Source organism: Siminovitchia terrae (assembly GCF_003605405.2).
In the GTDB taxonomy this organism is placed as follows: Bacteria; Bacillota; Bacilli; order Bacillales; family Bacillaceae_C; genus Siminovitchia; species Siminovitchia terrae.
The window spans coordinates 55,990-80,454 of sequence record NZ_QYTW02000014.1 but is presented as its reverse complement, the minus strand read 5'-3'; the positions used below and the strand labels follow the sequence as shown (position 1 = coordinate 80,454).

Sequence of the window (24,465 nt, the reverse complement as noted above, 5' to 3'; positions counted from 1 at the left end):
GAACATATGTTTTATTTTTTGTTACTTTAGAACGAGGAGGCGAATTGAGTTGGAGCATGCTCTTGTCATTGGTGGAACGGGAATGCTATCAGGTGCTACACACTGGCTTGTCCAGCAGAATTACCGGGTATCTGTTATAGCAAGAAACTGGGGTCGGATGAAAAGATTGATTGACCAATCAGAAAAGCCTTCTGCCATTACACCTGTACTCGTAGATTACTGTAACGTAACAGATCTTCGCAGCGAGATAAAGAGGATTATTCACGAAAATGGGGAGATCAAATTAGTTGTAGCCTGGATCCATTCCATAGGAAAAAATGCTTTGCCCATCATTGCAGAGGTCATATCAAAAAACAGCAAAAACAAGTGGAGGCTCTTTCATGTATTGGGCAGCAGTATAGACTTGAAAAAGACTGTCCGAGATGTGGACATACCGTCCGGATGCCGTTATCGGCAAATTCAGCTAGGATTTGTCATTGAAAATGACCATTCTCGGTGGCTGAACCATAAAGAAATATCACATGGTATCATCGACTGCATCCAAAAAGATGCGCCACTTCATATCATCGGCACTGTAGAACCATGGAATTTGCGTCCATGAAAAAGAAGTCTGCCTGCCCGCAGACTTCTTTGCTTATATCGTATAGTTCAGCCAATCTGCGCGACTTCCACCCATTTTTTCATAAAATCGCTGCGCGCGGTAGTTATCAGGGGCGGTCACCCAAGACATATAGAAATAACCATTCTCCTTCGTATAGTCTTCGCAGGCTTTAAACAGTTCCTGTGCAACGCCTGCCCCCCTCTCCTCTTCAACGACATACAAATCATTCATGATAGTTATTTTATCTGCCCTTGTTGTACTGTACGTAAAGTACAGAGTCGCAAACCCTGCCAGCTTTCCACCTTTCTCGGCTACGAATTGGATCCCTTCCTTTTTTTCAAGCAGCAGTTCAATGATATGATGCATTTTTTCAACTTCCGGCCTTGGCCTTTGGTAAAAATCGACAACATACTCATACATAAGCTTTGTTAACTCATCTCTATCTTTCTTCTCAGCTGGTCTTACATTTATTGGCATAATCCATTCCCCCATTCCACTGTGTTAAATAAAAGGTTATAGTATATCTGTACACTAAGAAAGATACAGTTAAATAAAATTTAACCAGTACAGATTTGAGGTGATTTTATGAAAATATGTCCTCGATTGGAAAATCAATCAAGCGAACCGTTGTATCTACAACTCTATCAATACTTAAAAGAGGAAATTCAGACGGGAGGAATCCCATCTCTTAAACGCCTTCCGTCCATCCGCGAGCTTGCCGATGATTTACACATTAGCAAAACAACAGTTCAAATGGCTTATCAGCAGCTTTTAGCCGAAGGATATGTCGAGAGCAAAGAGCGCAGTGGGTATTTTGTAGTTAAAATGGAAAAAGAGCCCTTCGGGGACCTACCTCATTTTTCGCAGCCGCCATCAGAAAAAAAGCCCACTGCCGCACAGAAAAACATCCTGTTTGATTTTTACATGTCTCATATTGATGTAGACCATTTTCCTTTCCAAAAATGGAAAGCATACGTCAATCAAAGTCTGAACTCGGAATTCCTTTCATATGGAGACAAGCAGGGGGAGCCTGGACTTCGGTCCTCCATCAGCCGCTATCTCCGTCAAGCTCGTGCGGTAAACTGCGCGGAAGAACAGATTGTTATTGGGTCGGGCACTCAAACCATCATGAGGCTTTTATGTCAGTTGATTGGATTGGATGGAAAAAAGATTGCCATGGAAGAACCCGGATATGACGGAGTGCGACATGTTTTTCAAGGACTGGGATTCGAAATGTCACCAGTCAAGCTCGAAGCGGATGGAATCAATCTGGACGCATTGGAGCGAAGCGGTGCGAAAGTTGTTTACATTACGCCATCCCACCAATTTCCACTGGGGATGGTCATGCCCATTACGAAGCGGATCAAACTGTTGCAATGGGCGGAAGAGAACGGCGGATTGATTATTGAAGACGACTATGATGGCGAGTTCCGGTATCATGGAAAACCCATTCCTTCTTTGCAGGGACTGGATGCCAACGGGAATGTCATTTATGCCGGGACTTTTTCAAAATCACTCATGCCAGCCATTCGAATGAGCTATATCGTCCTTCCAGAAAGGCTTTTGCATATATACCAGGCGAATAGATTTAAATATGATCAAACCGTTTCGAGGCTGCATCAAAGAACATTGCAGATGTTCATGGAAAGTGGCGAATGGGAGCGGCATATCCGCAGAATGAGAAAGATTTATCAGAAAAAGCATGATCTTCTTCTCCAAACCATTAAAAACACCATGGGTGACTATGTGAAAATCACCGGACAAAACGCAGGGCTGCATATTGTCACTCAAATAAAAAGCAGAAAAAGTGCTGATGAACTTGTAGAAATTGCTGAAAGGTTAGGAGTGAAAGTTTACAGCACGACTGCCAATTGGAGCATTGGGCAAGAGAAGGGAAATCCACTCATTTTACTGGGATTTGGAGGCTTATCAGAGGAACAGATTGTTGAAGGAATTGAACTTCTCCATGAGGCCTGGCTGCCTTTTTATGAGGATCAACAAAAACCTATTGACTCTCACGTAACGTGATCCTTTATATTGTGATGGAAGGGAGGAGAAATCGATGAAAGTCAAGGAAGTGGCAGAGTTGATAGGAATTAGCGTCCGGACGCTGCACCATTACGATGAAATCGGCCTACTCTCGCCTAAACGAAAGGCAGAATCAGGTTATCGAGAATATACAGATGAAGATTTGGAAACCCTGCAGCAAATCCTTTTTTTCAGAGAGCTCGGCTTCCCTTTAAAGAAAATAAAAGACGTGTTGAACAGCCCATCATTCGATCGTCAGGAAGCCTTGCTGCTGCAGAAAAAAATGCTGCTGGAAAAGCGTTCCCGGCTTGATCAAATGATCCTTCTGATTGAAAGAACGATTCAACACGCCGAAGGAGAGATTCAAATGACGAACAAAGAAAAATTTGAAGGTTTTGATTTCAGTCAAAATCCTTATGAAAAAGAGGCTCGCGAACGCTGGGGAAACAAGGCAGTGGATCGATCCAATGCGAAGCTTGCGGGTATGTCGGGAGAGGAGCAAGAGGCGATGACTGAAAAAATGAATGCTATTTATAGAAAATTGGCCGCCCTTCGCAAAGAAGCGCCGAATTCTGATGAGGCACAGTCCGCTATCAAGGAGTGGTATGACTTTTTAAACGACAACTTCGGGAGCTATTCATTTGAGGCGTTTAAGGGATTAGGACAAATGTATGTCAGTGACGAGCGTTTTACAAAAAACATCGATCAATTTGGAGAAGGCTTGGCGAAGTTCATGTGCGAAGCGATGGCTGCATTTGCTGATAAGAAGGAAATCGAAAGGCGCTCAGACTTGGGCGACTAGGCGCTAACTATGACTTGGGGCGATGGATCTTGTGAAAATTTTTTACTTTTTTAAAATAAATGAGGGGCCAGCTTTTGCTGGACCCTCTTGATATAAAAAGCGAAAGATCGATCTGTACTGAAATAACAGTTTGCGCTGGTACTGTCCAGATTCGTGGAAATACTTGCGACTTTTCAGGAATACTATCCAGGTTTACGCTATTACTGTCCTACTTCGTGCAAATACTATCCAAGTTCACGGGAATACTTGCGACTTTCTCGGAATACTATCCGATATTCAAAAATACTATCCAATTTTCCAAAATACTGTCCGCTTCAGGATTCATACGACCCAAAGATCAAATGCGCCTTGGCGTATTTGCGCCCAGATTTTATCGAGCTCCGCTCGATAAATTTCCTCTGAAAATCTGAGGCATCCGCCGGAGGCTTTAACTTTATTCAGCCGGGGTTTGAACCCCCACTGAAATAGCATTCATCTCACCACTTACAGAAGTGGGAGACTTCTGCTGAATGAAGTTAAACATATTTTTCTCCAATTCTTTACTCGTCTTCCCCAACATAATGGATATATAGGTCTTCGTTCGTCGGTTTAAGCTTCAGGTCTTTGGGAATTTTTAAATAAAGATAATCGATTTCCATGAAACCACCGTAATCCATAGCGCCTTTACCTCCGCCGGTAAACTGTGTAATGACAAATTCTTTTTCATATATCGTAAATTTAAGGTCTTTCTCTTCCCATTTTCCCTTCACATGCATTGTGTCTTTTTCCAATGTCACATTCAATGGCCGATACTCATTCGTTATATCGATTCCCCCAACGACAGACTTTGAGTAATAGGTTCCTTCAATCATTCTGTCATTTTCAGGTTTTCTTTCCACAATCACCGATCCATCAAACCAGTCTTGATCTTCTATGCGGAGCTCTTTTCCACTGTATTTCCATCGCCATTCATTTAGGACATACCGAGTATCAACTTCATTCGTACGCCCATCCAAAAGGGCACCAACCAATCTGTCCATTTCTTGATTCAGTTGTTCATCAGAAGACCGATTAAAATCGGGTTCTTTTTCACTGATTGGCAAAGCTTCAAAAATAAATACCCCAGCTATCAGCACAAGTCCATAGCCGATTAATAGTAGTTTTACGTAATGTTTATTTTTCAAAACGTTCCGCTGCATTCCCTTGATTCCCCATATCAGAATACCGGCAAACCCTACAAGCACCAGCAAACCAGTCATGCCCATTATTTCCTGACCTCCATTCGATTCGAGAGGAACATAGATCCTGCAAAAAATAGAGCTGATAAGACAAGTGCTTTAACAGCAAATAATAACAAAGATGATTCAGCAAAAATGAAATCAAAAATGGCTTTTGCCAATTTCACGTTACGGATTCCCAAATAAACGGCAAATCCGGCTAAAAGCGCTGGCAACAAAAAGACGAAAATTTTATTCACCTGCACTATCATACCGGTTAAATAACCAAGAGAAGCAAACAAAATCATGTATAAAATAGCCGCAGTCACAGCGATGAAAAATTCCGCAGGTGCCCCCATTAAGCTGTTTCCCGTACTATATTGGATATCTGCCAAAAAGAAAACGATGACTTTTAGCAGGAAGCCTACTAAAACAGCAGCTGCCCCTCCGATGGCACTCGCAGTCAGCAAAAATAATACATTTGCTAAATTGCTGCTTAAACGATTCGCTATAAAAGTAAAATCATCATATCTGACCGACTTTGTAGTAATCAGTATGCCAGTAATGAATATCCAAACCATTGTAAAAATAACAATTATATCGGCAGAATAATAAGAAACATCAATTGATATTCCCGTGCTCGAACTTGTTCCAGAAGAACTCACACCTCCGAGTGAAAACAGAAGGCTAATTAGATGAACCCCAGCCATCGAAATAAATACACCCAAAAAAGCCCGCATCTTGAACTCATATTGTCTTTTTACGACATCAGACAAACTCATTTCGGTTAAAGACATCGTCGATTCCCCCTTTTTGTCTGCTCGTCAAATAAACGCACACATCACTTGCCGACACCTGAGACACCTTTATTCCGTCAAGCTTCATTTGATTGATCTGATCTTCGGAAAAATCATTTTTTACAACGGTAAAAGTGCGGCCAGGTCCAGCTTCCTTCTCATGGATGATTTCCTTATTTTCGCTCCATTTCGCAATGGCTGACATTTTTCCAGTAAGACCGATCGCCCACTCCTTCAGATCGGAAACAGACAAATGCAAACGGACTTTCCCATTGTTAATCAACAGGACATCTTCCAGTACATCCTCTATCTCACTCAAATGATGACTCGAAACAATGATGGTCCGCGGATGAGCGAGATAATCCTTTAACAAAGCCCGGTAAAAATCTTTGCGGACTGCAGCATCCATTCCTGTCGTGGGCTCATCGAAAATCGTCAAAGCGCATCGGGACGCCAGCCCCAAAATCATGTTGAATGTGCTCTTCATCCCTTTTGATAAATTTCCATGGTGAAAATTGGGGTTGAAAGAAAAGTAATCAAATAGGCCTTCTGCCAGTTTCTCATCCCATTTTTCATAAAAACGCCCTGCCTCTTCCAATATTTCTTTTAAAGTAAGTGCAGGCGGAAGCCCCATCTGATCATCTATGAAAATGCTGTTGGCTGAGACCCGCAGATTGTTGAAAGGATTCTCTGAAAAAACTTCGATCGTTCCTGAAGTTGGATGAATAAAGCCGGAAATCAGCTTTAACAGCGTCGTCTTGCCAGCCCCGTTTCTTCCAACAAGCCCCGTCATTTTATTTTCATTGATTGTCAATGACAGTTGATCCAGCACCTGGTGTCGTCCGTATTTTTTCGTCAGATCTGTACATTCGATGATATTCACTCTCCGCCCCTCCCCTTGTGCACTTCTTTAAGCATATCAATAAGATCATTCTCCGAAACATTCAATCTTTCAGCTTCAAGGACAAGCTCCTGAATCAATCGTTTTAACGTTTCATTCCTTCGTTTGCTTATAACCTTTTCTTTCGCTCCTTCTGCAACGAACATACCAAGTCCCCGCCTTTTATATAAAATACCTTCGTCCACCAATACATTCAGCCCCTTCGCGGCAGTTGCCGGATTAATATTGAACATATCTGCCAGCTGGTATTGAGAATACACTTTGTCATTCACTTTAAAACGGCCACCAATGATCTCGTTCTCCAACGATTCCGAAATCTGAAGATAAATCGGCTTCGTATCATTTGGATCAATTAACATACACATCCTCCTCTCTGGATGGGTGCATTACTGTTGTAATGTAGTATATGATACAACATTAAAAATAGCAATAAGAAAACCGATGATTTTTGATGAAACCATCGGTTTAGATTTATCGCCGAATTTTCCGATAATATAGACATCTACGTATACATCTTTTAATATATTGATAATACCATGCCCTAAAACGGACATTCTTTGCGTGAAAAAGATGAAGGTTCATTGCAGGAAAGGGGGCTATTAACGCAGGAAGACTTACATCAGCTGAAAAAGTAGTAGGAGATCCCATGACAATCGCGACGATTCTTAAAAATGATGCCGAAACATAGAAGGAGATATTATTACGCATGTCCTTCCAAAAGTTTGCTTTCACTGGTTGAGTGGATCGGCCATATGAAACAGCTTTCGCGAAACTAATCCACATGTCGTCCCTATGCTAGGTGAAATTACAAAGGAAGAGGATGGTCAAACATGAAGAAGAAGGGCTTGTACCGTGATTTTTTCCTGTTTTTCGATATTACCATAATGCTATTCATTTTTGCGGCCTTGAGTATTTTTGTATGGTTAAAGGGCGATACATGGATTCTAGCCATCTACTTTTTTCTTGGACTGGTTGCGTATATGTTTACTGAATATGCAACTCACCGATTTTTTTTCCATCTCAAAGCTCCTAAAAACCAGCTGTTTTTAAAGCTCCTAAAACGCCTTCATTATGACCATCACAAAGACCCGAATGATTTAAAACTTTTATTTCTGCCGATTTGGTACACCCTTCCAAATCTTGTTATCGCTGCCGGGGTCTTTTATCTTATCGAGTCAACCCTAACAGGCGCTTTTTCCTTCCTTATGGGGAACATTGTCATGTTGCTAATTTACGAGTGGAAACATTACGTTGCACATCGTCCCATTAAACCGATCACTAAATTCGGGGTGTGGGTAAAAAAGCTTCATTTGCTGCACCACTTCAAAAATGAGAACTATTGGTACGGCGTCTCCACCCCTTTTGTGGATATATTGTTTGGTACGCTAAAGGATGAAAAGGAAGTCCAAACAAGTAAAACCGTCAAGGATTTGGAAAAAAGAGAGAAATCCTCATGACAAACAGATCCATCCAAGCGAGATGGTGATTTTATTCATCAAACGTTTGGTTTGTCCATTGCTCTTTTCTGTCGCTGTCGAAATAATAAGGAGGGACTGTACCTTCCTCCCCCTGAGATTGGAAGAAATTTTCCTCCACCACATATGATACCGACCTCACACCCTTTTCTCCATTACCTTCCCATGTCTCGGTAAAGACCACTAAATATTTCTCCTTCTCTAACTCAGATGCCTCTGTCTTCATCGTTACACGATAATCATTGATGATTCCTTCCCTTTGGCCAATCTTATCCGGAAATGTCCCCAGTGCCCTTCCCTCATCTGATGCGGCGATTTTCACTGCCTCTTCCTTTGTAAAAGGCGGTATTTTAGGAGAGGTGTATTCGAGAGTGACCCAAGCTATTAACGATAACAAGATAGGAATCAAAGCAAAAAAATAAACTTTCTTTCGCTTGGGACCCTTGTATAGTAACAACAAACGGTCGACGAGAGCATACAGCAAAGCAGCCGCCATTCCATTAATTGCAAATCCAGCCTGTTGAAACAATAAACCACTAGCCGAACCAAATACAACATGTAATAGAATATACAACCATTGGTTCCCTTTAAACCATTTCCTTTGTGCATGCTCCAATGCAAGAGAAACCAAATTTCCATACACCAAAATAATGGGTCCGCTATAAGTGAAAACCACGTACGACCACCCTATGAATTGATTCCCTTTATGATAAGGTCCATCCACACCTAAGGAAAAGGCTCCCATGGCAAGAGAGAAAAACAAAGCCGTAAAGAATGTGGCCAATAATTTTCGCTTTAATATTTTGGTAAAATTGCTTTCTGTCTTCATGCTACCGCTCCTCTGTTTAATTGGAGTTGGCCTTTTATTAATCAAACAGTTGATTAGTGTGAGCACCGCTTCATTTATCAGCCTTTATTAGGCAGCCGCTTCAGTATCTCATTTTTCAATCAAACGGTTGATTAATAGCTCCCTCATAATAGACAGGAAGTTCTCCTGATTCGTTAGAAACAATTATGGAATCCCTCTCCACTTGAATCCAAGCAATCATAAGCCCGTGTCTCCACCTTTTTCCAGAGACTTGGTGAAGGTCGCTATAAACTTTTCATTTATGGACTTCGCTGCTGTCTCCCTCATGATCATAATCTTCGATAGCACCATGCCGCACTCCTGCTTAATCGGAAAGAGTTTTTTGCTTTAACGCGTTAATTGAGTGGGGGTCAGACCCCTTATTTTTCCTCGGTCACCACTGTAGCGTTATAGATAACGATGCGCTTTCCATTTATATCAAATAATACCTTGTTTCCGTATTCCGTGTCCTGGATATCAATTTTTCCTTCGTATTGCTCTATCAGTTCTCCGTCACCACTGTACACTTTGACGATTCTTTCCATTCCGCCGGAGTTGTTGGATTTCATGTTTTTTAGCGTCCTTTGTCCGGAAGCAGTGTTAAAGTACCAAACGATTGATCCAATGATCAATGCAGCTACAATTAATGTACTGATAATACCTGTTTTTTTCATTCGATCTTTCCCCCTTTATCTCCCTTACGGATACAGCAGGGAAAGGTTTCGTTTAGGGATTGCCGAAATGAATCAAACGTTTGATTCATTGAATAATTCGCGACTGTACAGTAACCTTAGCAACTGGAACAATAAACTCATCTTATTAATCAAATGATTGATTAGATATCTCCATAATGAAAAAACCGCCCTGATGGACGGTTCAAGTTTGATTTGCCAAAGGGGCATTTTGTTTGCCCTGCAGTTCTAAAATGATTTCACGTTTATATTCAATAAATTCTTTTGTTAACTGCATATCCCATTCACGGGGCCGCGGCAGTTCAACTTGGATTTCTTTCGCAATTTTTCCAGGCCGTGCCGACATGACATAGATCCGGTCTGACAAGTAGACCGCTTCATCTACATCGTGGGTGACGAACAATACACTGCACTTTTCTTCTTCCCAAACGCTTAGAAGCAGGTCCTGCATTTCTTTTCTCGTTTGGGCATCCAATGCACCGAACGGCTCATCCATGAGCAGCAAGCTTGGCTTATAAACAAGCGCCCTCGCAATAGCCACACGCTGCTGCATTCCACCGGACATTTGGGAAGGATAATGGTTTTCAAAGCCAGACAAACCGACAAGCTTCAGAAAATGCATAGCCATTTCTTTCTTTTGAGCTTTATTTAATGTGTTGTCTTTTTTCAATGCAAATGCGACATTTTCCCACGCATGGAGCCAAGGCAGCAAGCTGTATTGCTGAAAAACAACGCCGCGATCTCTTCCCGCTCCAGTTATTTGTTTGCCGTCCAATTGAAGGTCGCCTGCGGTGTATGTGTCTAATCCCGCCACTAGTCTAAGAAAAGTCGACTTCCCGCAGCCTGAGGGACCGAGCAAGGAAACAAACTCTCCTGTTTTTATGTCCAGGTTAACATCTTGGAGGGCAACGACTTCTTTTTTATTGCTGATAAAAATCTTATTGATATCTTTGGCTGCTAAACGAACTTCTTCCATGATATCCCCTCCATCATTCTTTTACCTTGGCTGATTCCTTCCACGGGAATAAACGGTGATACAACAATTTGAACAACATATCTGTAATGAGGCCGAGGAGCCCAATCACAAGAATTCCGAGAATGATCCGGTCCGTTGCAAGATAACGCTGTGCCTGCATGATCCGGAACCCGAGACCTTCGGAAGCCGCAACGAGTTCAGCGACGACCAGATAGGTCCATGCCCATCCCCATGTCGTCCGGAATGTATCCATAATTCCCGGAAAAGCCGCCCTGAACACGATATCTTTGATAATCTCAAATTTTTTCAAACCGATTGTCATCCCGACTTCAACCAAGGAACGGTTAACCGTTTTACAATTGTCGGCAACCATGATCACTTCTTGAAAGAATACACCTAGGAATAGGATGAAGAACTTTTGAGTATCGGTTGTGCCAAACCATAAAATGGATAACGGAATAAAAGCGACGGCCGGCATGTAGCGAACAAGTCCGACAACTGGTTCCCAAATGGATTGCCACGCTCTGGATGTCCCCATCATGATTCCAATTGGCAAAGCGAACAATGTTGAAATGAAAAAGCCCATGAAAATTCTGTAAAAGCTGACACCGATATCTTTGAAAAAGATACCTTCTTCAATTTCCTCCATTGCTGCGCGCACCACATCACTCGGAGATGGAAGAAATAGAGGGTCTACGTAGCCCCCATACGTCACAATGCTCCATACAGCAAATATAAAAAATACACTTATTGTTGAAATGATTGGATATCGCTTCATTTTGTACCAACTATTCCATATCAAATATTTCGTCTAAGTTGATTTCGTTCTTCATGCTTCCGCCTTCAAGCATAAGCTTCTGAATGTTTTCCGCCGCTTTTCTCAATTCACCAGAGCTGACTTTTTCAGACTGCTCTTCACTATTGTAAAATTTTAGCCCGCTGAGGATAGATGGCAATTCGTCAGCAGTGATGCCGCTGCCTTTTGCCACGATTTCATTCCCCTCTTCTTCATGGTCTCTCCAATATTGAAGGGCTTCGTCCCATACAGCGCGCAAGCTTTCTTTTGCTTCAGGATTGTCTTCGAAGAATTTTGTTTTACCAACTACAATATCGCTGATCAAACCAGGTGAGTTATTGCCAGTGTAAAGAAGATGCACTCCCTCATCCTTCTTCTTATCCAGCACTTCTTTAATATATGGAGCATAAGTAACAGCCGTTTTTACATCACCGGAAATCATAGAAAGACCTGCCTGCGGTGCCGGCATAAATACCGTTTCAACATCATCCAGTGTCATGCCCTCTTCGCTCAATGCCTGCTGAAGAAGAAGCTCTGATGTTGCGCCCTCTTCAAACGCAACCTTCTGTCCTTTAAACTCTTTGACTGACTGAATGTCTTTTGTAGCTAAAATTGCGTCTGCATCATGGGACTCGTCCATGAAAATGATGGCTTTCATGTCCAGATCCTGATTGGATTTCATCCGAATGGTTGTATGAGTTGCAAGGTTCGCTACATCCACTTTATCGGAAGCAAAAGCTGCATTCATATCAGAGTCCTGTTCAAAGGGGACTGTTTCGATTTTGATACCGTGTTTCTCATCAATCCCTTTTTCCTCAGCAATCCAGAACGGGCCGTTGCCCACCCATGGCTGAACAGCCACTTTGATGGTCTGCGTATCTCCATTGGCATTTCCGCCGTCTTTATCTTTTGCTCCTTCATTGGAGCTATTGGAGCATCCAGCAGCAATTAGCATGAAAATTGCGATGCTGATGGCTAGAATTCTCAACTTCATTTTACTTCCCCCTCATTTTTGAAAAACTTCTTTGCTCTACCATACTAAAGTGTCAGTACGTCGACAATCCTTGAAAAAGGGCGATTTATGACCCGAAGGGGCCAAAAAAAACCAGTCCGTCAGACGTACTCCAAACGCACTAGCTCTATTTTAAATCAATTACGAGTATAAAGAAATAGCTTTTACCTGCCAAAGAATGAGACAATTGTGGAACTTTTATGAACAACTAGGACTTTGCTAATACAACGTAGATAGAAAGAGGCTTATCGCCAGTATTCTCAATCTCTAGCATTTGTTGATCTTCACAGTGAACAACATCCTTTTGCGAGACGGTGAGTTCTTTTTCATCAATGATTAATGTGCCCGCTCCTTCAACTACATACATATAAACATGTGCATTGGGGTGCGGATGCGGAGGGACTGACTGACCAGGCAAAAGATTCAAGACGAATGCGTCAGTTTTTCCCTCTTGAAAAAGCTTCTTCCTGACAAAGCGGCTTTCGTTGAACTCCTGAGATTCTTTAATGTTTTTTAACATGGGAACAACTCCTGTCACAGATATCTGTAATCATTATATCAGATAATTTTGATATAATGATTACAGAGTAGATTCGAGATCAATAGAACATCTTTATAAGGAGATAATGGAGATGAATCATTTTACAGAAAAAGTTATAGACACCATCTTGCAAATTCCAGCGGGACGCGTTGCTTCTTACGGACAAATTGCAACATTTGCAGGAAATCACAGAGCGGCTAGGCAGGTTGGCAGAATTCTGCATTCCATGAGTGAGAAGTATAATTTACCGTGGCACCGGGTAGTCAATACAAAAGGAGAGATTGTCCTTTTTAAAGCGGACAAGCAGAGACAGCTCCTTGAGCAAGAAGGGATAGAGCTAAATGAAAACGGCCGAATTGACATGAAAACATTCCGCTGGGAAGGACCTGCCGGAGAGGATATGGACTGGATGCGGGGGTAAATACTCTATGGAATACGCTTACGAATTATGCTAGGATACTTGTAAACTACTATGGAGGTGGAATATATCGTTATCAAACATAGAGGAAGATCGCTTCCTTTAGAAGGTGTACAAGCTTCTATCAAACGGCTGCATCCGAGACATGCAGTAATTCCTATTTTAACCGCAAAAGAATTTTCCCTCGAAGCTGGCATTTCTGGTGAAATAAAGCTGGCTGAAGCACTTCACAAACACTCATTTCCATTTGAACACAGAGTGATCCATGACCTTTCCTTAGCATCTACTACTCCCTTTCAAATAGACTCCCTGTTTCTAACCCCATTCTATGCCCTTGTTCTTGAAGTGAAAAATATTGGAGGACGATTGGAATTTAGGGACAACCCTCCCCAATTGATTCGAACTCGCGAGACAGGGGAGGTTGATGGATTTGAAAGCGCGGCTGCCCAAGTAGAACGCAACGGGGAGCTGCTTGAAGGCTGGCTGAAGTCGAAAGGAATCTACATCCCCATTTTCCAAGCTGTAGTATTAGCGTATCCAAAGCAGATTCTGGATCGGGCCCCAGCAAAGACTCCAGTGTTATTCCCCAACCATGTTCCTCGCTATATTATGGAATTGCCCCGCAAAGAAACGTTGCTCGATCAAAAAACGTTCAATTGGCTAGCTGAAGAATTTCTGGATCGTCACATCAACTATGTTCCAAGGCCGGTCTGTGAAACTTACAATATTCCAAGAAAGGACATTCGAACCGGGGTCATCTGCCTCAATTGCGGGGTGATCGGAATGGTTAAAATTAAAAGGAGCTGGCGTTGCCGTTCATGCGGATTCCTCGATCATAGAGCGCATGAACGCGGGGTTAGGGAGTGGTTTCTTATAATGGGGCGGGAAATGACAAATAAGGATTGCAGGGAGTTTCTTGGGGTTGATATGAATATTGCTTCTAGAATATTATGTTCTATGGATTTAAACAGCATCGGTTCCTGCCGCTATCGCAGATATACCTTAGATTTTCATAAAAAAGATTTATAAGAGAGTTGGAGCTTTTATAAGAGAGTTGGAGCTTTTATAAGAGAGTTGGAGCTTTTATAAGAGAGTTGGAGCTTTTATAAGAGAGTTGGAGCGCGCATCGCCCCAAAGGGGCCGGCGCGCTCCAACTCTTCATATTCTATGCATCGGCCACAATGATGTAGGTAGCGTGGACAGGACCGTGCACGCCAACAACGAGGCTCATTTCGATGTCGGCGGAGTTGCTCGGCCCAGAGATGAAGTTGACGCAGGAGGCAACGCTCTCCCCGGCTGCAATTCGCCTATCGATTTCTGCCGCAGCCTGAGTGATCCTCGGAACGATGGTGCTTTTTGGAATGACAGCAATGTAGTTCCTCGGTAAGAGGCTCACGGAACGGCCTTTGCCTTCGCTTGAAAAAAGGACGACTGTCGCAGATTCTGCAAGTGTGATATCGCTGAAAGTGATCCCAACATCGGCCTGCTCGGCTGCAGCTATGCTCCCGATCCGATCTTCAGAATTCCACTCACTTACCTTGTACTGTCCTAAAACACCGTTCAATCCGAACTCTGCAAATCTTGGATCTTTCCATGTAACGATCGATTTACAATCATTTTGGTCTAACGCTTCTTTTAAAGCGGCTCCGAGCTCTGCCTTCTCCGTTTCAATCACTTCCGTGTAAACGAGGAGGCACTGATTCTTCAGGACTTCGACAAGTTCATCACTCGTCAAGCCGGAAAAAACCTCCCATTGAGGCTTGTACTCTCGATTAGGCCGGGCGGGCTTCTCCATTATACGATCCCGTCCAAAACTTTTAGCCAGCCGCTCCAGGAACTGCTCCCGATTGGCAATTCGGCCATTAAGCTCGTCTCGTGTACTCATTCGCCCGCCCCCTTTTTCCGTTCTTTATACAGATCCCGGAATCTCTTTTTCCCGACGGAAGGCAGGTTTCGCGATTGCGTCCATCCTCGGATTGGCTTTGGCCCGCCCTTGGACATGCCTGCAATCACTCCGCGTACAGCCGTGGCGGATTTTGTACTAACTTTATAAAGCCGGCTGGATGATGTGACCGTCCGGAACGTTTTCATCACCATTTTTTCCCCGGCTGGTGCAAGTCCTTCTTCCTGAACGATTTGCTGACGATGCTTATAGAGCAATTCGTGCAGCGGTATGCGCACCGGGCATACTTCCGTACAGGCAGCACATAATGAAGAAGCATACGGAAGTTCTTTATATTCCTCGTATCCGCCCAAGAGCGGAGTCAAAACAGCTCCGATCGGCCCCTGGTAAATTGAACCGTATGCATGTCCGCCGATATGGCGGTATACCGGGCATACATTGACACAGGCTGAACAGCGGATACAGTGCAGGGCCGATTGAAATTGCGTTCCAAGAATACCGGATCTGCCGTTGTCGACGATCACTAAATGGAATTCCTCCGGCCCGTCTGCTTCTCCTTCTAGCCTCGGCCCGCTCACAGCCGTTACATACGTCGAAAGCTTTTGTCCAACTGCGCTACGGCAAAGTAAGGAAACCATCACATCGAAATCTTCCCACGAAGGAACAAGCCGCTCCATTCCCATAACGGTGATCTGCGTTTTCGGCACCGTCGTTGAAAGCCGCGCATTCCCTTCGTTCGTCACAATACCGACTGTTCCCGAATTGGCAATGGCAAAGTTGCACCCAGTTATGCCGACATCAGCTGATAAAAATTCCTTCCGAAGCTGTTCGCGGGCAAACTGTGTGAGCTCTTCCGGCTCTTCGCTACCGACGTATCCCCTTTTTTCTGAAAAAATATCCCTGACCTGCTCCCTCGTCTTATGAAGAGCAGGACCGAGGAAATGAGAAGGGTGGTCATTATCCAATTGAATGATGTATTCGCCAAGATCCGTTTCAATGACCTCACAGCCGGATTTTTCCAAAACTGGATTCAGTCCAATTTCCTCTGTGACCATCGATTTTGATTTTACAATCTTTTTTGCCTGCTTCTTCCGAACGACCTCTTCAATGTATTGATTGGCGTCTTCTGCAGTTTCTGCAAAAAACACATGTCCGCCACGCTTCGCCACATTATTGCTTAGCTCGGTCAAATAGTAATCAAGGTTGTCTATCGTATGCGAACGGATTTCTTCGCCCAGGTCACGCCAGCGTTCCCAATCGTCCAGCTCACCGACCGCCTTTAATCGGACAGATTGAAGCCGTTCCTGTGCAGACGGGACCGCCCCCTGTACATTCTGATCTCGGAGCGCTTCGTCTGCACGCACGTCAAAGGCAGCATTGCCGATTTTAATTCCCAATTGCCTCTCCCCTTTCTATTCAAACATCAATCCTAGAGCCACCAAGCGCCCCATAAAAACAAGCGTCTACGCTTTTGTTTTATTTAAAATTTCAGCTAGGTGCATCACTTTGATTGGCAATCCTTCCCGTTTGATTCTTCCTCCAATGTTCATCAAACATCCGCAATCTCCGCCAACCAGCACGTCTGCACCTGTTTCTTTAATATGCTCCACTTTTTCCTCCACCATAGCCGACGAAATATCACCCATTTTCACTGAAAAAGTTCCTCCGAACCCACAGCAATCCTGGCTCCGCGGTAAAGGTTCAAGTTCAAGACCCTCCACATTTTTTAAGAGTGTAATAGGTGCCTCTTTCACACCGAGCAGACGGGTCATATGGCAAGATTTATGATAGGTGGCACGCCCTTCAAAAGCTGCACCTACATCTTCCAATTTTAAAACATCTACGAGAAACTGGCCGAATTCGTATGTTTTATCCGCTAAATCCTTTGCTTGACTCTCCCATTCCACATCACCCTTGAAAAACTCAGGGTATTCTTTGAACATATAAGCGCAGGAACCGGATGGTGTTACAACGTATTCCGAATCTGCAAATGTCGTAATCATCTGCTTCATCGCCTCTTTGGCATCCTCCAAGTATCCCGTGCTATATGCAGGCTGCCCACAGCACGTCTGCGTTTCTGGAAAATCTACTTCACAGCCGCACCGTTCCAAGACTTCAACGACATCCATCCCAACTTCCGGGTAAAAAACATCTGCCAAACATGTAATAAATAATGAAACCTTCATCTTTTCCCTCCTATCACAACTGCCACAGCAGTTCTATCCCCTTCCTGTTAGCTGAACACATACTTACAGGAAAAGTTACTTTTAACTGTTAAAGCAAGTATAAAATTTGGACTAATCTTCTACAAATCATGATGATATGGTATGTACAGCTCCGACGGACTGCAAGCGAGGCGACAGGTGTTACGTCCTGAGCCACAAGACGTAGCTCAGGCGCGACCGGTGAAAGGATCAAGCCAGCAAGGAAGCCTATTCAAAGTAGAATATGCTCCTGCGATATAGCTTTATTCGAGAAAGCCATTGGAACATCGTAGCAAAGTTCCATGAAGCATGCCCAGAGATGCTTCACACGATGCAGCTGGTTTGGTGTGGCGGCTAAAAAATTCCCTCATCAAAATTCGCCTTCTGCTGGCCGGCGATCATCGGGTACCTTGCCGCTTTTCTTAAAAGATTATCACGTTATACAGCAACTATCCAACGGAAAAGCCCCGGAAGAATTTCCCCGGGGCTTCACTCCATCCTTCAGATACCGAATGTGTTTATAGTCTTTACATCAAATGCGCCTTGACGTATTTGCGCCCAGATTTTATCGAGCTTCGCTCGATAAGTTTCCTCTGAAAATCTGTGGCATCCGCCGGAGGCTTTGACTTTATTCAGCCGGGGTTTGAACCCCCACTGAATGGATTACCAATAGGCATTCATCTCACCACTTACAGAAGTGGGAGACTTCTGTTGAATGAAGTTAAAAGCTTTCTGATCAGCCAAAGATTTCCTGATTCGCCCGCTATGTTTAATCAGTAGCCCAAATAGGCAGCTTTGATCCGCTCGTCGCTGAGTAGTTCCTGTGCAGGCCCGTTTGTCACCACACGTCCGGACTCCAACACATAGCCATAATCAGCTATACGCAAAGCCTGGCGGGCATTTTGCTCAACAAGCAGAACAGTTGTCCCGGATTCATTGATTTCTTTGATGATTTTAAAAATCTCTGCAACAATAATTGGCGCTAGACCCATGGATGGCTCATCTAGAAGAAGCAATTTCGGCTTTGACATAATGGCCCGCGCAATCGCCAGCATCTGCTGCTGGCCGCCAGACATAGTGCCACCAAGCTGGGACTTTCTTTCCCGCAAAATAGGAAAACGCTCCATCACCATTTCCAAATCCGCCGACACCCCGGAATCCTTCCGGTGATAGGCACCCATCTCAAGGTTTTCAAGAACTGTCATATTCGACAAAATGCCGCGTCCTTCAGGCACTAGAGCCAATCCCCTTCGCAAAAGCTGATCGGGGCGAAGCTTCGTGACATCTTCTCCTAAAAACTCAATCTTTCCTGTACGTGGCTTCAGCAAACCAGCAATAGTTTTCATTGTAGTGGTTTTTCCAGCACCGTTTGCCCCCAAAATGGTCACAATACTTCCCTGCTCCACTTCGAGATTGATTTCTTTAAGAGCTTGAATATTATCGTAATAAGTACTAACGTTTGTTACTTTAAGCAAGGTCATCCTCCTCTTTCCCGAGGTATGCCTCAATTACTTCCGGGTTATTCTGAATTTCTTTAGGCAATCCTTCTGCAATTTTCTTTCCGAAGTTCAATACGACAATCCGGTCGCAAGCCCGCATGACCAGCGGCATGTCGTGTTCAATCAATAACATGGTAATGTCGAGCTTTTTGATTTTCTGAATCAGATCAAACAGCTCGTTCGTTTCTCTTTCATTCATTCCAGCAGCCGGTTCGTCAAGGAGCAGGAGCGATGGATCACTTGCCAGCGCGCGGGCGATTTCGAGGCGCCGCTGCTGCCCGTATGCAAGGTTTTCCGCCAAAGTATCCACATGCTCGGCTAAATCGACGGTCTCCAATAATTGTCTCGCCTTTTCCTTTAAAGCCGCCTCTTCTTTTTTCTGAAATCTAGTCCGGAACACACTTCTGAAAACGCCTGAGTCCAGTCGGCAATGATTGCCTACCATCACATTTTCCAGCGCGGTCATTTCAGGAAAGAGACGGATATTTTGAAATGTACGGCAGATTCCTTTTTTGGTAATTTGATGGGGCTTCAAATTCGTCAATTTCTCCCCATGAAAAGAAATTTGGCCGCTGGAAGGAGGATACATTGCAGTAATCATATTGAACATGGTCGTTTTTCCAGCACCGTTCGGGCCAATCAAACCTAGTACTTCTCCCTTTTCGATGGAAAACGATACATCTGTCAATGCCTGGATACCGCCGAAATTTTTACTTATTTGATCGATCGCAAGGATCATGAAGCTTTCCTCCTTTGCCCTCGTCCCCGCTTTTTGAACCAATTGACCACTTTAGCATCAATAAGGCCCTGTGGACGATATGCCATCATGACGATCAAGAGCGCACCGTACACCATAAAACGGTAATCGCTGATGAACCGGAGCGCTTCCGGCATGGCAGTCAAAAAGATTGAGCCGAAAATTGGTCCCCATATGACTTCGCTTCCGCCAAATACCGCAAAGATCAATATTTCAACGGCACGATGGTACGCAAAGTCTGACGGGCTTATATAAGCGGTAATGTGTGCATATAGTGCCCCTGCAAAACCTGCGATCATAGCGCCCTGCCCGAATGCAAGGATTTTATAATACGTAATGTTTACTCCCATCGCCTCAGCCGCTCTTTCGTCCATCTTGATTGAAGCATAAGCACGGCCGACCCTAGAATGTTCCTGTCTGATAAAGAAGGCGACAACCGCCACAACGATGATTAATAAAATAAGAAAGACTGCAAGACTGATAAATTGGTTATTTCTAAGTCCCAGCATATCAGGTGTAAAACCGATGTCTTTACTAAAAGCAAGAACTTCACGTCCTAAATGCGGAATGCCCGAAATACCAACTGCACCCTTTGTAAGAGACTCCCAGTTGATAAGAAGCACGCGAATGACCTCACCAAAACCAAGAGTGGCAATCGCTAAATATACTCCCTCAAGCCTAAGCGCCGGAAATCCCACAATTACGCCCACGATACATGCGAGGACCGCTCCTGCAACAATCCCAACAATCATCGGCATTTCATAGTTCAATGTCAATATCGTCGTCGTGTAAGCTCCGATACTCATAAAACCTGCATGTCCAAGTGAAAGCTGGCCGGTCGAAAGAGTCACATACATACTGACACCCAGTAAAATATTAATTAATACGAAAGACCCAACTTGTAAGTAATATGGATTAATGAATTCTAACATGTCCTCACCGCCTATCTCCCGACGCGGCCTTGCCAAAGATTCCTTGCGGCCGTACGATTAAAATAACAATGATAGCAACAAATGCAATAGCATCCCGGTAACCCGAATCTCCGAAAGCGACAACCATTGTTTCCGAAAGACCCAGAATCAGCCCACCGGCCATGGCTCCATTGACACTTCCCATTCCACCGAGAATAATGATGGCCAATCCTTTTAATCCAATGGATAAGCCCATCTGAGGTGCAACAGAGTTGAACGCCAGTCCAACGAGCACGCCGGCAACCCCACCCATTGCCGAAGCAATGACAACAGTGAGGGTGATCATTTTTTTCGTATCTACTCCAAGCAGGCTAGCAACCTCCAAGTTTTCGGCACTCGCTCTCAATGCCTTGCCTGCTTTTGCCTTTGAAAGCCAGAATGACAGCCCTACCATCAAAATAATAGCAATGATAAATATAACAATTTGCACATAGTATACGGAGACTGATCCAATCTGAATACTCATCTCGGAAAGCTGCGTTCTGAATGGTTTATTTCCGGCACCAAATAAGTGATGTGCGAGGTTCTCCAAAAAGATGGATACACCAATTGTACTGATTAACGGCGCCAAGTGGGATACACCCTTTTTTCCCCGCAGCGGGCGGAGTGCTAAGCGCTCCATTAGATAACCTATCACCGCGGTTACAATTATGGCTGCAATGAAAGCGACATAAAGGGGCATACCCAGTACACTTGTAACTAATACTCCCATAAAGGCTCCGAACATGAAAATTTCTCCGTGGCCCATGTTAATGATATTCAGCACACCAAACACGAGAGTATAGCCGAGAGCAACGATCGCATATATGCTTCCGAGAGTCAGACCGTTGATTATCTGTTCAAGTAACAAATTATTTTTCCTCCCGTTTCAAATCTACTTTGATTTTCGGCATACAAGCCCCCGTTCAGGAACGGAGGCTTGATTATCAAATTCGCCTTGGCGTATTTGCGCCCAGATTTTATCGAGCACCGCTCGATAAATTTCCTCTGAAAATCTGTGGCATCCGCCGGAGGCTTTGACTTTATTCAGCCGGGGTTTGAACCCCCACTGAATGGAATACCAATATGCATTCATCTCACCACTTACAGTAGTGGGAAATTTCTGCTGAATGAAGTTAAAACTTACTCAAACTCTTTAAACTTTCCATCTTCAACAATCAATACTGTAGGCTCCATGACAATATCTCCGTCTTTATCAAAGGACATTGTTCCAAGAACTCCTTCGAAGTCCTTTATTTCTGCCAAACCGTCACGGATGTCATCTGAGTCATCGCCGCCAGCTGTTTTGATCGCTTCAGCCATTAAGTAAAGTCCATCATAAGCTTGTGCAGCAAATTGGTCAGGATCTTTTCCATAGGCGTCATTATATTTTTTTACAAAATTTTGTACTTTCTCATTATCTTTTTCAGAAAACCATGGTGTAGCAACGATGAGGCCATTTGCTGCATCTCCAGCAATATTGATAATTTCTGGTGAGTTGAATCCATTTCCACCTACAAATGGTACATCAATGCCCATTTTTCTTGCTTGGTCCAAAATCACGGCACCTTCATTGTAAAGTGCAGATGCGAGGACTATATCAGGTTTTAGGTTTTTAATTTTAGTCAACTGTGCCTTATAGTCGGACTGTCCAATTTGGAACGTCTCAGTAGTCACAACTTCAAGCCCCATATCTTCCACTGTTTTCTTCATGGTGTCATAACCAGACTTCGTGAACACATCATCATTTCCATAAATAAGAGCAACTTTTTTCGCACCATATTCATCAACAGCTTTTTTTACGGAGGCTGGAATTGCTACTGCCTCTGGAATAGAGTCACGGAATACGTACTCCCCAATCTGCGGGATTCCCTCTGCAGTTGTAGACGTACCCATGATTGGAATACCGTTCAAATCAGCTTCAGGTCCTACGACATTCATCTCTGTACTCAATGTTGGTCCTATAATAGCAGAAACATTTTCATTATTCATTAATTTCTGTGCCGCAGATAACGCTTGATCTTGGGCTCCTGCAGAGTCTTCTACTAAAAGGTCGATTTTTACCTCTCCCTTTTCTGACAGTTCTTCGTTAGCCAGCTTGAGTCCATTCGTGATGGCTTCTCCATAACTTGCGCCAGAACCGGTCATCCAAGCAATAACCCCTACTTTGGCCTCAATCGGCTGGTCGCTTCCCTTATCATTATTTTCAGACTCTTTGCTTGTAGAGCTACCGCCTCCACATGCCGCAAGCAAAAAGGCGCTGAATAGTGCGACAAATAAGAATGTTCTTTTCAAAGACATCTTTCTTCCCCCTACTTTAATAAAATCATACATTTATTAATAATACACAATATTATCTGTAAATAATAGAGTTATTTACAAAAATGCTATTTATCAAAATTTAAGACTTACTGATTATTAGTGTCGAAAGAATGAATATGGTCATGTTTTCTCATAATAATGTTTTTAGGAATTATCAAGAAATAATTTTGCTAGATCGGAGAAGCCCAACCTCTTGCCTAATTATTAGGAACAGGAGAAAATAGAGTTTGATTAAATTATTGGGGTGTTTATTTTTAATGCGCATATTTGTATACATCATTATCTTTTTTTCCTTCTTTGATTTATTTTCACAGTTACCCATCATGACACCGCTAGCAAGTTCGCTTGGGGCTACACCGTTTATAACCGGCCTCGTTGTCGGGATGTTTTCCCTATCAAATATGATCGGGAACATCACTTCAGGCATTTTGACAGACAGAAAGGGACCTTTCCTGATTCTCCTAGCAGGACTGCTTTTGACAAGCATTTCCCTATTTTTATATCAGCTTGCTTTTGATCCGTTATTATTGCTGTTTGTACGCTTTATTCATGGCTTGCACGCTGGCTTGATTGTCCCAGCTGCTTTCACATTCGTAGCTAATTCGACCGCCAAACATGAAAAGGGCAGGAGTGTCGCCCTGTCCGGAGCATTTATAGGTATGGCTGCCATTATAGGTCCGGCTTTCAGCGGCATTTTAGCCAGTAGGACAACCGAAGTAACAGTGCTACAGACAACCGGGTTTGCTCTGCTCATATTGGGAGTCCTCGCTTTTTTTACCCTGAGGAAAAAAGCCATTGCCATCCCTGCTGCCCGAAAAAGAACAAAGCGTCCTGTACACCAACTATTCAGAAGCCGGCCGGTTGTCAAAGCATTCGCAGGCGCTTTTTTCCTTATGTTTTCTCAAGGTGTGCTTGCCTATATGCTCCCATTGAAAGTGGATAATCTTGGAAGCGATACGCAGATGAGCGGAATGCTGCTAAGCACGTTCGGTGTTGTAGCCGTTTTGATTTTCATCCTGCCGACCAACCGCCTATTTGATCGTTTGAAGCCGATCAATACCCTAGTATTTGGAATGCTTACAATGTCCGCCAGCATGATTTGTATCAGCTTTTCCGAAACCTTGTCCCTTCTGTTTATATTCATGGCATTGTACGGTACTGGATTTGCCTTTCTCTTCCCTTCGATCAACTCTCTGCTCATTGAGTCTACGACAGAAGAAAATCGAGGGAAAGCATACGGTTATTTTTATGCTTTCTTTTCCATCGGAGTTGTTGCTGGTTCAAGCATTACAGGCTTATTGGAGCTCTCGGCAAACGGAGGATTTTTATTCACTGGGGTGTTACTTTTTACTGCAACAGCTCTTATTAAATTCATGAAAAATACAGTTCCTGGTGGAGCATAGTAGTCATTGTTAGGGAAACACTATGGCAAAAGGAGGTTTCCCTAATGACCAGAAACAATAAAATTTTAGTTCCTGAAGCTCGTGCGGGATTGGATCAATTAAAAGCCCGGGTGATGAAGGATAAAGGATACCGGGTGAATCCGGAAAAGCCTGACAATGTGAAATACGAAATCGCACGTGAACAAGGCATCCCATTGAAAGAAGGAAATAACGGCCAATTGACTTCCGAGCAGGCTGGAAAAATCGGAGGGCCGATCGGAGGCAACATGGTCAAAGAGATGATTAAAATGGCCCAGGAACAGATGAAGAAATAGAAATAATCCGCTGGTCCGAAAGGATCAGCGG

The 24,465-nt window shown here is 43.6% G+C and carries 29 protein-coding genes; 8 read left to right on the top strand and 21 right to left on the bottom strand.

The features are described 5' to 3' along the window. The first annotated feature begins 49 nt into the window (after positions 1-49). Positions 50-601, top strand: a complete 552-nt coding sequence (locus D5F11_RS14400) for a short-chain dehydrogenase (protein ID WP_120117901.1) — start codon at positions 50-52, stop codon at positions 599-601. A gap of 33 nt (positions 602-634) precedes the next feature. Here D5F11_RS14400 and D5F11_RS14395 read toward each other — a convergent pair whose 3' ends face one another. After that, positions 635-1,078: a GNAT family N-acetyltransferase gene (locus D5F11_RS14395; RefSeq protein ID WP_120117902.1), complete on the bottom strand. Its 444-nt coding sequence runs from the start codon at positions 1,076-1,078 to the stop codon at positions 635-637. A 108-nt stretch (positions 1,079-1,186) separates the two neighbouring features. Between D5F11_RS14395 and pdxR the strand changes: the two genes are divergently transcribed. Both pdxR and D5F11_RS14385 read left to right on the top strand, forming a co-directional pair. Then, entirely contained in the window at positions 1,187-2,629 is a 1,443-nt protein-coding gene (gene pdxR / locus D5F11_RS14390; RefSeq protein WP_120117903.1) for a MocR-like pyridoxine biosynthesis transcription factor PdxR, read from the top strand. 34 nt (positions 2,630-2,663) lie between these two features. Further along, positions 2,664-3,431, top strand: a complete 768-nt coding sequence (locus D5F11_RS14385) for a MerR family transcriptional regulator (RefSeq protein WP_120117904.1) — start codon at positions 2,664-2,666, stop codon at positions 3,429-3,431. A 321-nt stretch (positions 3,432-3,752) separates the two neighbouring features. On the opposite strand, the gene D5F11_RS26525 is transcribed toward D5F11_RS14385, so the two are convergent. The 5 genes from D5F11_RS26525 to D5F11_RS14365 all read right to left on the bottom strand — a co-directional run bounded on the left by D5F11_RS26525 (position 3,753) and on the right by D5F11_RS14365 (position 6,684). Next, positions 3,753-3,902: a hypothetical protein gene (locus D5F11_RS26525; protein WP_185830703.1), complete on the bottom strand. Its 150-nt coding sequence runs from the start codon at positions 3,900-3,902 to the stop codon at positions 3,753-3,755. 68 nt (positions 3,903-3,970) lie between these two features. Next, positions 3,971-4,675 (bottom strand): hypothetical protein, encoded by a 705-nt coding sequence (locus D5F11_RS14380; RefSeq protein WP_120117905.1) that lies wholly within the window; start codon positions 4,673-4,675, stop codon positions 3,971-3,973. Further along, positions 4,675-5,424, bottom strand: a complete 750-nt coding sequence (locus tag D5F11_RS14375) for a hypothetical protein (protein WP_120117906.1) — start codon at positions 5,422-5,424, stop codon at positions 4,675-4,677. Before D5F11_RS14375 ends, D5F11_RS14380 begins: the two co-directional genes overlap by 1 nt. Beyond that, positions 5,396-6,307, bottom strand: coding sequence for an ABC transporter ATP-binding protein (locus D5F11_RS14370; protein WP_120117907.1), 912 nt, complete (start codon positions 6,305-6,307; stop codon positions 5,396-5,398). Before D5F11_RS14370 ends, D5F11_RS14375 begins: the two co-directional genes overlap by 29 nt. After that, on the bottom strand, positions 6,304-6,684 hold the full coding sequence (locus D5F11_RS14365) for a GntR family transcriptional regulator (protein ID WP_120117908.1): 381 nt from the start codon (positions 6,682-6,684) through the stop codon (positions 6,304-6,306). The genes D5F11_RS14370 and D5F11_RS14365 overlap by 4 nt, the downstream gene beginning before the upstream one ends. A 471-nt stretch (positions 6,685-7,155) precedes the next feature. On the opposite strand from D5F11_RS14365, the gene D5F11_RS14360 reads away from it, so the two are divergent. Then, the gene (locus D5F11_RS14360; RefSeq protein WP_120117909.1) at positions 7,156-7,782 is read left to right on the top strand and encodes a sterol desaturase family protein; all 627 of its coding nucleotides are present in this window, start codon (positions 7,156-7,158) and stop codon (positions 7,780-7,782) included. 31 nt (positions 7,783-7,813) lie between these two features. Here the strand turns inward: D5F11_RS14360 and D5F11_RS14355 are convergent, their stop codons facing one another. From D5F11_RS14355 to D5F11_RS14330, 6 genes are all read right to left on the bottom strand, one after another. Then, positions 7,814-8,629, bottom strand: coding sequence for a hypothetical protein (locus tag D5F11_RS14355; protein WP_120117910.1), 816 nt, complete (start codon positions 8,627-8,629; stop codon positions 7,814-7,816). A 398-nt stretch (positions 8,630-9,027) separates the two neighbouring features. After that, on the bottom strand, positions 9,028-9,321 hold the full coding sequence (locus D5F11_RS14350) for a hypothetical protein (RefSeq protein ID WP_120117911.1): 294 nt from the start codon (positions 9,319-9,321) through the stop codon (positions 9,028-9,030). A 202-nt stretch (positions 9,322-9,523) separates the two neighbouring features. Further along, positions 9,524-10,315: an ABC transporter ATP-binding protein gene (locus D5F11_RS14345; protein ID WP_120117912.1), complete on the bottom strand. Its 792-nt coding sequence runs from the start codon at positions 10,313-10,315 to the stop codon at positions 9,524-9,526. Positions 10,316-10,328: 13 nt separating this feature from the next. Beyond that, positions 10,329-11,093: an ABC transporter permease gene (locus D5F11_RS14340; protein WP_120117913.1), complete on the bottom strand. Its 765-nt coding sequence runs from the start codon at positions 11,091-11,093 to the stop codon at positions 10,329-10,331. Between the two features lie 10 nt (positions 11,094-11,103). Next, on the bottom strand, positions 11,104-12,105 hold the full coding sequence (locus D5F11_RS14335; protein ID WP_120117914.1) for an ABC transporter substrate-binding protein: 1,002 nt from the start codon (positions 12,103-12,105) through the stop codon (positions 11,104-11,106). Between the two features lie 226 nt (positions 12,106-12,331). Continuing rightward, positions 12,332-12,643, bottom strand: a complete 312-nt coding sequence (locus D5F11_RS14330; protein WP_120117915.1) for a cupin domain-containing protein — start codon at positions 12,641-12,643, stop codon at positions 12,332-12,334. 112 nt (positions 12,644-12,755) lie between these two features. Between D5F11_RS14330 and D5F11_RS14325 the strand changes: the two genes are divergently transcribed. Further along, positions 12,756-13,085, top strand: a complete 330-nt coding sequence (locus D5F11_RS14325) for an MGMT family protein (RefSeq protein WP_120117916.1) — start codon at positions 12,756-12,758, stop codon at positions 13,083-13,085. Between the two features lie 51 nt (positions 13,086-13,136). Beyond that, positions 13,137-14,111 (top strand): nuclease-related domain-containing protein, encoded by a 975-nt coding sequence (locus D5F11_RS14320; RefSeq protein WP_120117917.1) that lies wholly within the window; start codon positions 13,137-13,139, stop codon positions 14,109-14,111. Positions 14,112-14,247: 136 nt separating this feature from the next. Here the strand turns inward: D5F11_RS14320 and D5F11_RS14315 are convergent, their stop codons facing one another. The 9 genes from D5F11_RS14315 to D5F11_RS14275 all read right to left on the bottom strand — a co-directional run bounded on the left by D5F11_RS14315 (position 14,248) and on the right by D5F11_RS14275 (position 22,696). Further along, a complete protein-coding gene (locus D5F11_RS14315; protein WP_120117918.1) occupies positions 14,248-14,967 on the bottom strand; it encodes a LutC/YkgG family protein in 720 nt (239 codons plus the stop codon). Beyond that, complete coding sequence (locus D5F11_RS14310; protein ID WP_120117919.1) at positions 14,964-16,382, bottom strand: LutB/LldF family L-lactate oxidation iron-sulfur protein; 1,419 nt, start codon at positions 16,380-16,382, stop codon at positions 14,964-14,966. The genes D5F11_RS14315 and D5F11_RS14310 overlap by 4 nt, the downstream gene beginning before the upstream one ends. 66 nt (positions 16,383-16,448) lie before the next feature. Further along, on the bottom strand, positions 16,449-17,171 hold the full coding sequence (locus D5F11_RS14305) for a (Fe-S)-binding protein (RefSeq protein WP_120117920.1): 723 nt from the start codon (positions 17,169-17,171) through the stop codon (positions 16,449-16,451). 791 nt (positions 17,172-17,962) lie between these two features. Further along, positions 17,963-18,664: an ABC transporter ATP-binding protein gene (locus D5F11_RS14300; RefSeq protein ID WP_120117921.1), complete on the bottom strand. Its 702-nt coding sequence runs from the start codon at positions 18,662-18,664 to the stop codon at positions 17,963-17,965. Next, positions 18,657-19,427 (bottom strand): ABC transporter ATP-binding protein, encoded by a 771-nt coding sequence (locus tag D5F11_RS14295; protein ID WP_120117922.1) that lies wholly within the window; start codon positions 19,425-19,427, stop codon positions 18,657-18,659. Before D5F11_RS14295 ends, D5F11_RS14300 begins: the two co-directional genes overlap by 8 nt. Continuing rightward, positions 19,424-20,377, bottom strand: coding sequence for a branched-chain amino acid ABC transporter permease (locus D5F11_RS14290; protein WP_120117923.1), 954 nt, complete (start codon positions 20,375-20,377; stop codon positions 19,424-19,426). The genes D5F11_RS14295 and D5F11_RS14290 overlap by 4 nt, the downstream gene beginning before the upstream one ends. Positions 20,378-20,381: 4 nt before the next feature. Further along, positions 20,382-21,266 (bottom strand): branched-chain amino acid ABC transporter permease, encoded by an 885-nt coding sequence (locus D5F11_RS14285; protein WP_120117924.1) that lies wholly within the window; start codon positions 21,264-21,266, stop codon positions 20,382-20,384. A 24-nt stretch (positions 21,267-21,290) separates the two neighbouring features. Then, positions 21,291-21,491, bottom strand: a complete 201-nt coding sequence (locus tag D5F11_RS14280; protein ID WP_120117925.1) for a hypothetical protein — start codon at positions 21,489-21,491, stop codon at positions 21,291-21,293. A 47-nt stretch (positions 21,492-21,538) separates the two neighbouring features. Next, complete coding sequence (locus D5F11_RS14275; protein ID WP_120117926.1) at positions 21,539-22,696, bottom strand: ABC transporter substrate-binding protein; 1,158 nt, start codon at positions 22,694-22,696, stop codon at positions 21,539-21,541. 278 nt (positions 22,697-22,974) lie between these two features. Here D5F11_RS14275 and D5F11_RS14270 point away from each other — a divergent pair, with 278 nt between their 5' ends. Next, positions 22,975-24,120: an MFS transporter gene (locus D5F11_RS14270; RefSeq protein WP_120117942.1), complete on the top strand. Its 1,146-nt coding sequence runs from the start codon at positions 22,975-22,977 to the stop codon at positions 24,118-24,120. Between the two features lie 44 nt (positions 24,121-24,164). Next, complete coding sequence (locus D5F11_RS14265) at positions 24,165-24,434, top strand: alpha/beta-type small acid-soluble spore protein (RefSeq protein WP_120117927.1); 270 nt, start codon at positions 24,165-24,167, stop codon at positions 24,432-24,434. Positions 24,435-24,465: the final 31 nt, after the last annotated feature.

Bases quoted from the DNA above. Each gene is read 5' to 3' on its own strand.
- D5F11_RS14330 (WP_120117915.1), bottom strand. From the start codon at position 12,643: ATGTTAAAAAACATTAAAGAATCTCAGGAGTTCAACGAAAGCCGCTTT.
- D5F11_RS14280 (WP_120117925.1), bottom strand. From the start codon at position 21,491: ATGAATGCATATTGGTATTCCATTCAGTGGGGGTTCAAACCCCGGCTG.
- pdxR (WP_120117903.1), top strand. From the start codon at position 1,187: ATGAAAATATGTCCTCGATTGGAAAATCAATCAAGCGAACCGTTGTAT.
- D5F11_RS14335 (WP_120117914.1), bottom strand. From the start codon at position 12,105: ATGAAGTTGAGAATTCTAGCCATCAGCATCGCAATTTTCATGCTAATT.
- D5F11_RS14345 (WP_120117912.1), bottom strand. From the start codon at position 10,315: ATGGAAGAAGTTCGTTTAGCAGCCAAAGATATCAATAAGATTTTTATC.
- D5F11_RS14360 (WP_120117909.1), top strand. From the start codon at position 7,156: ATGAAGAAGAAGGGCTTGTACCGTGATTTTTTCCTGTTTTTCGATATT.
- D5F11_RS14385 (WP_120117904.1), top strand. From the start codon at position 2,664: ATGAAAGTCAAGGAAGTGGCAGAGTTGATAGGAATTAGCGTCCGGACG.
- D5F11_RS14315 (WP_120117918.1), bottom strand. From the start codon at position 14,967: ATGAGTACACGAGACGAGCTTAATGGCCGAATTGCCAATCGGGAGCAG.
- D5F11_RS14375 (WP_120117906.1), bottom strand. From the start codon at position 5,424: ATGTCTTTAACCGAAATGAGTTTGTCTGATGTCGTAAAAAGACAATAT.
- D5F11_RS14365 (WP_120117908.1), bottom strand. From the start codon at position 6,684: ATGTTAATTGATCCAAATGATACGAAGCCGATTTATCTTCAGATTTCG.
- D5F11_RS14340 (WP_120117913.1), bottom strand. From the start codon at position 11,093: ATGAAGCGATATCCAATCATTTCAACAATAAGTGTATTTTTTATATTT.
- D5F11_RS14380 (WP_120117905.1), bottom strand. From the start codon at position 4,675: ATGGGCATGACTGGTTTGCTGGTGCTTGTAGGGTTTGCCGGTATTCTG.
- D5F11_RS14325 (WP_120117916.1), top strand. From the start codon at position 12,756: ATGAATCATTTTACAGAAAAAGTTATAGACACCATCTTGCAAATTCCA.
- D5F11_RS14265 (WP_120117927.1), top strand. From the start codon at position 24,165: ATGACCAGAAACAATAAAATTTTAGTTCCTGAAGCTCGTGCGGGATTG.
- D5F11_RS14395 (WP_120117902.1), bottom strand. From the start codon at position 1,078: ATGCCAATAAATGTAAGACCAGCTGAGAAGAAAGATAGAGATGAGTTA.
- D5F11_RS14290 (WP_120117923.1), bottom strand. From the start codon at position 20,377: ATGTTAGAATTCATTAATCCATATTACTTACAAGTTGGGTCTTTCGTA.
- D5F11_RS14305 (WP_120117920.1), bottom strand. From the start codon at position 17,171: ATGAAGGTTTCATTATTTATTACATGTTTGGCAGATGTTTTTTACCCG.
- D5F11_RS14320 (WP_120117917.1), top strand. From the start codon at position 13,137: ATGGAGGTGGAATATATCGTTATCAAACATAGAGGAAGATCGCTTCCT.
- D5F11_RS14355 (WP_120117910.1), bottom strand. From the start codon at position 8,629: ATGAAGACAGAAAGCAATTTTACCAAAATATTAAAGCGAAAATTATTG.
- D5F11_RS26525 (WP_185830703.1), bottom strand. From the start codon at position 3,902: ATGCTATTTCAGTGGGGGTTCAAACCCCGGCTGAATAAAGTTAAAGCC.
- D5F11_RS14295 (WP_120117922.1), bottom strand. From the start codon at position 19,427: ATGATCCTTGCGATCGATCAAATAAGTAAAAATTTCGGCGGTATCCAG.
- D5F11_RS14275 (WP_120117926.1), bottom strand. From the start codon at position 22,696: ATGTCTTTGAAAAGAACATTCTTATTTGTCGCACTATTCAGCGCCTTT.
- D5F11_RS14270 (WP_120117942.1), top strand. From the start codon at position 22,975: ATGCGCATATTTGTATACATCATTATCTTTTTTTCCTTCTTTGATTTA.
- D5F11_RS14350 (WP_120117911.1), bottom strand. From the start codon at position 9,321: ATGAAAAAAACAGGTATTATCAGTACATTAATTGTAGCTGCATTGATC.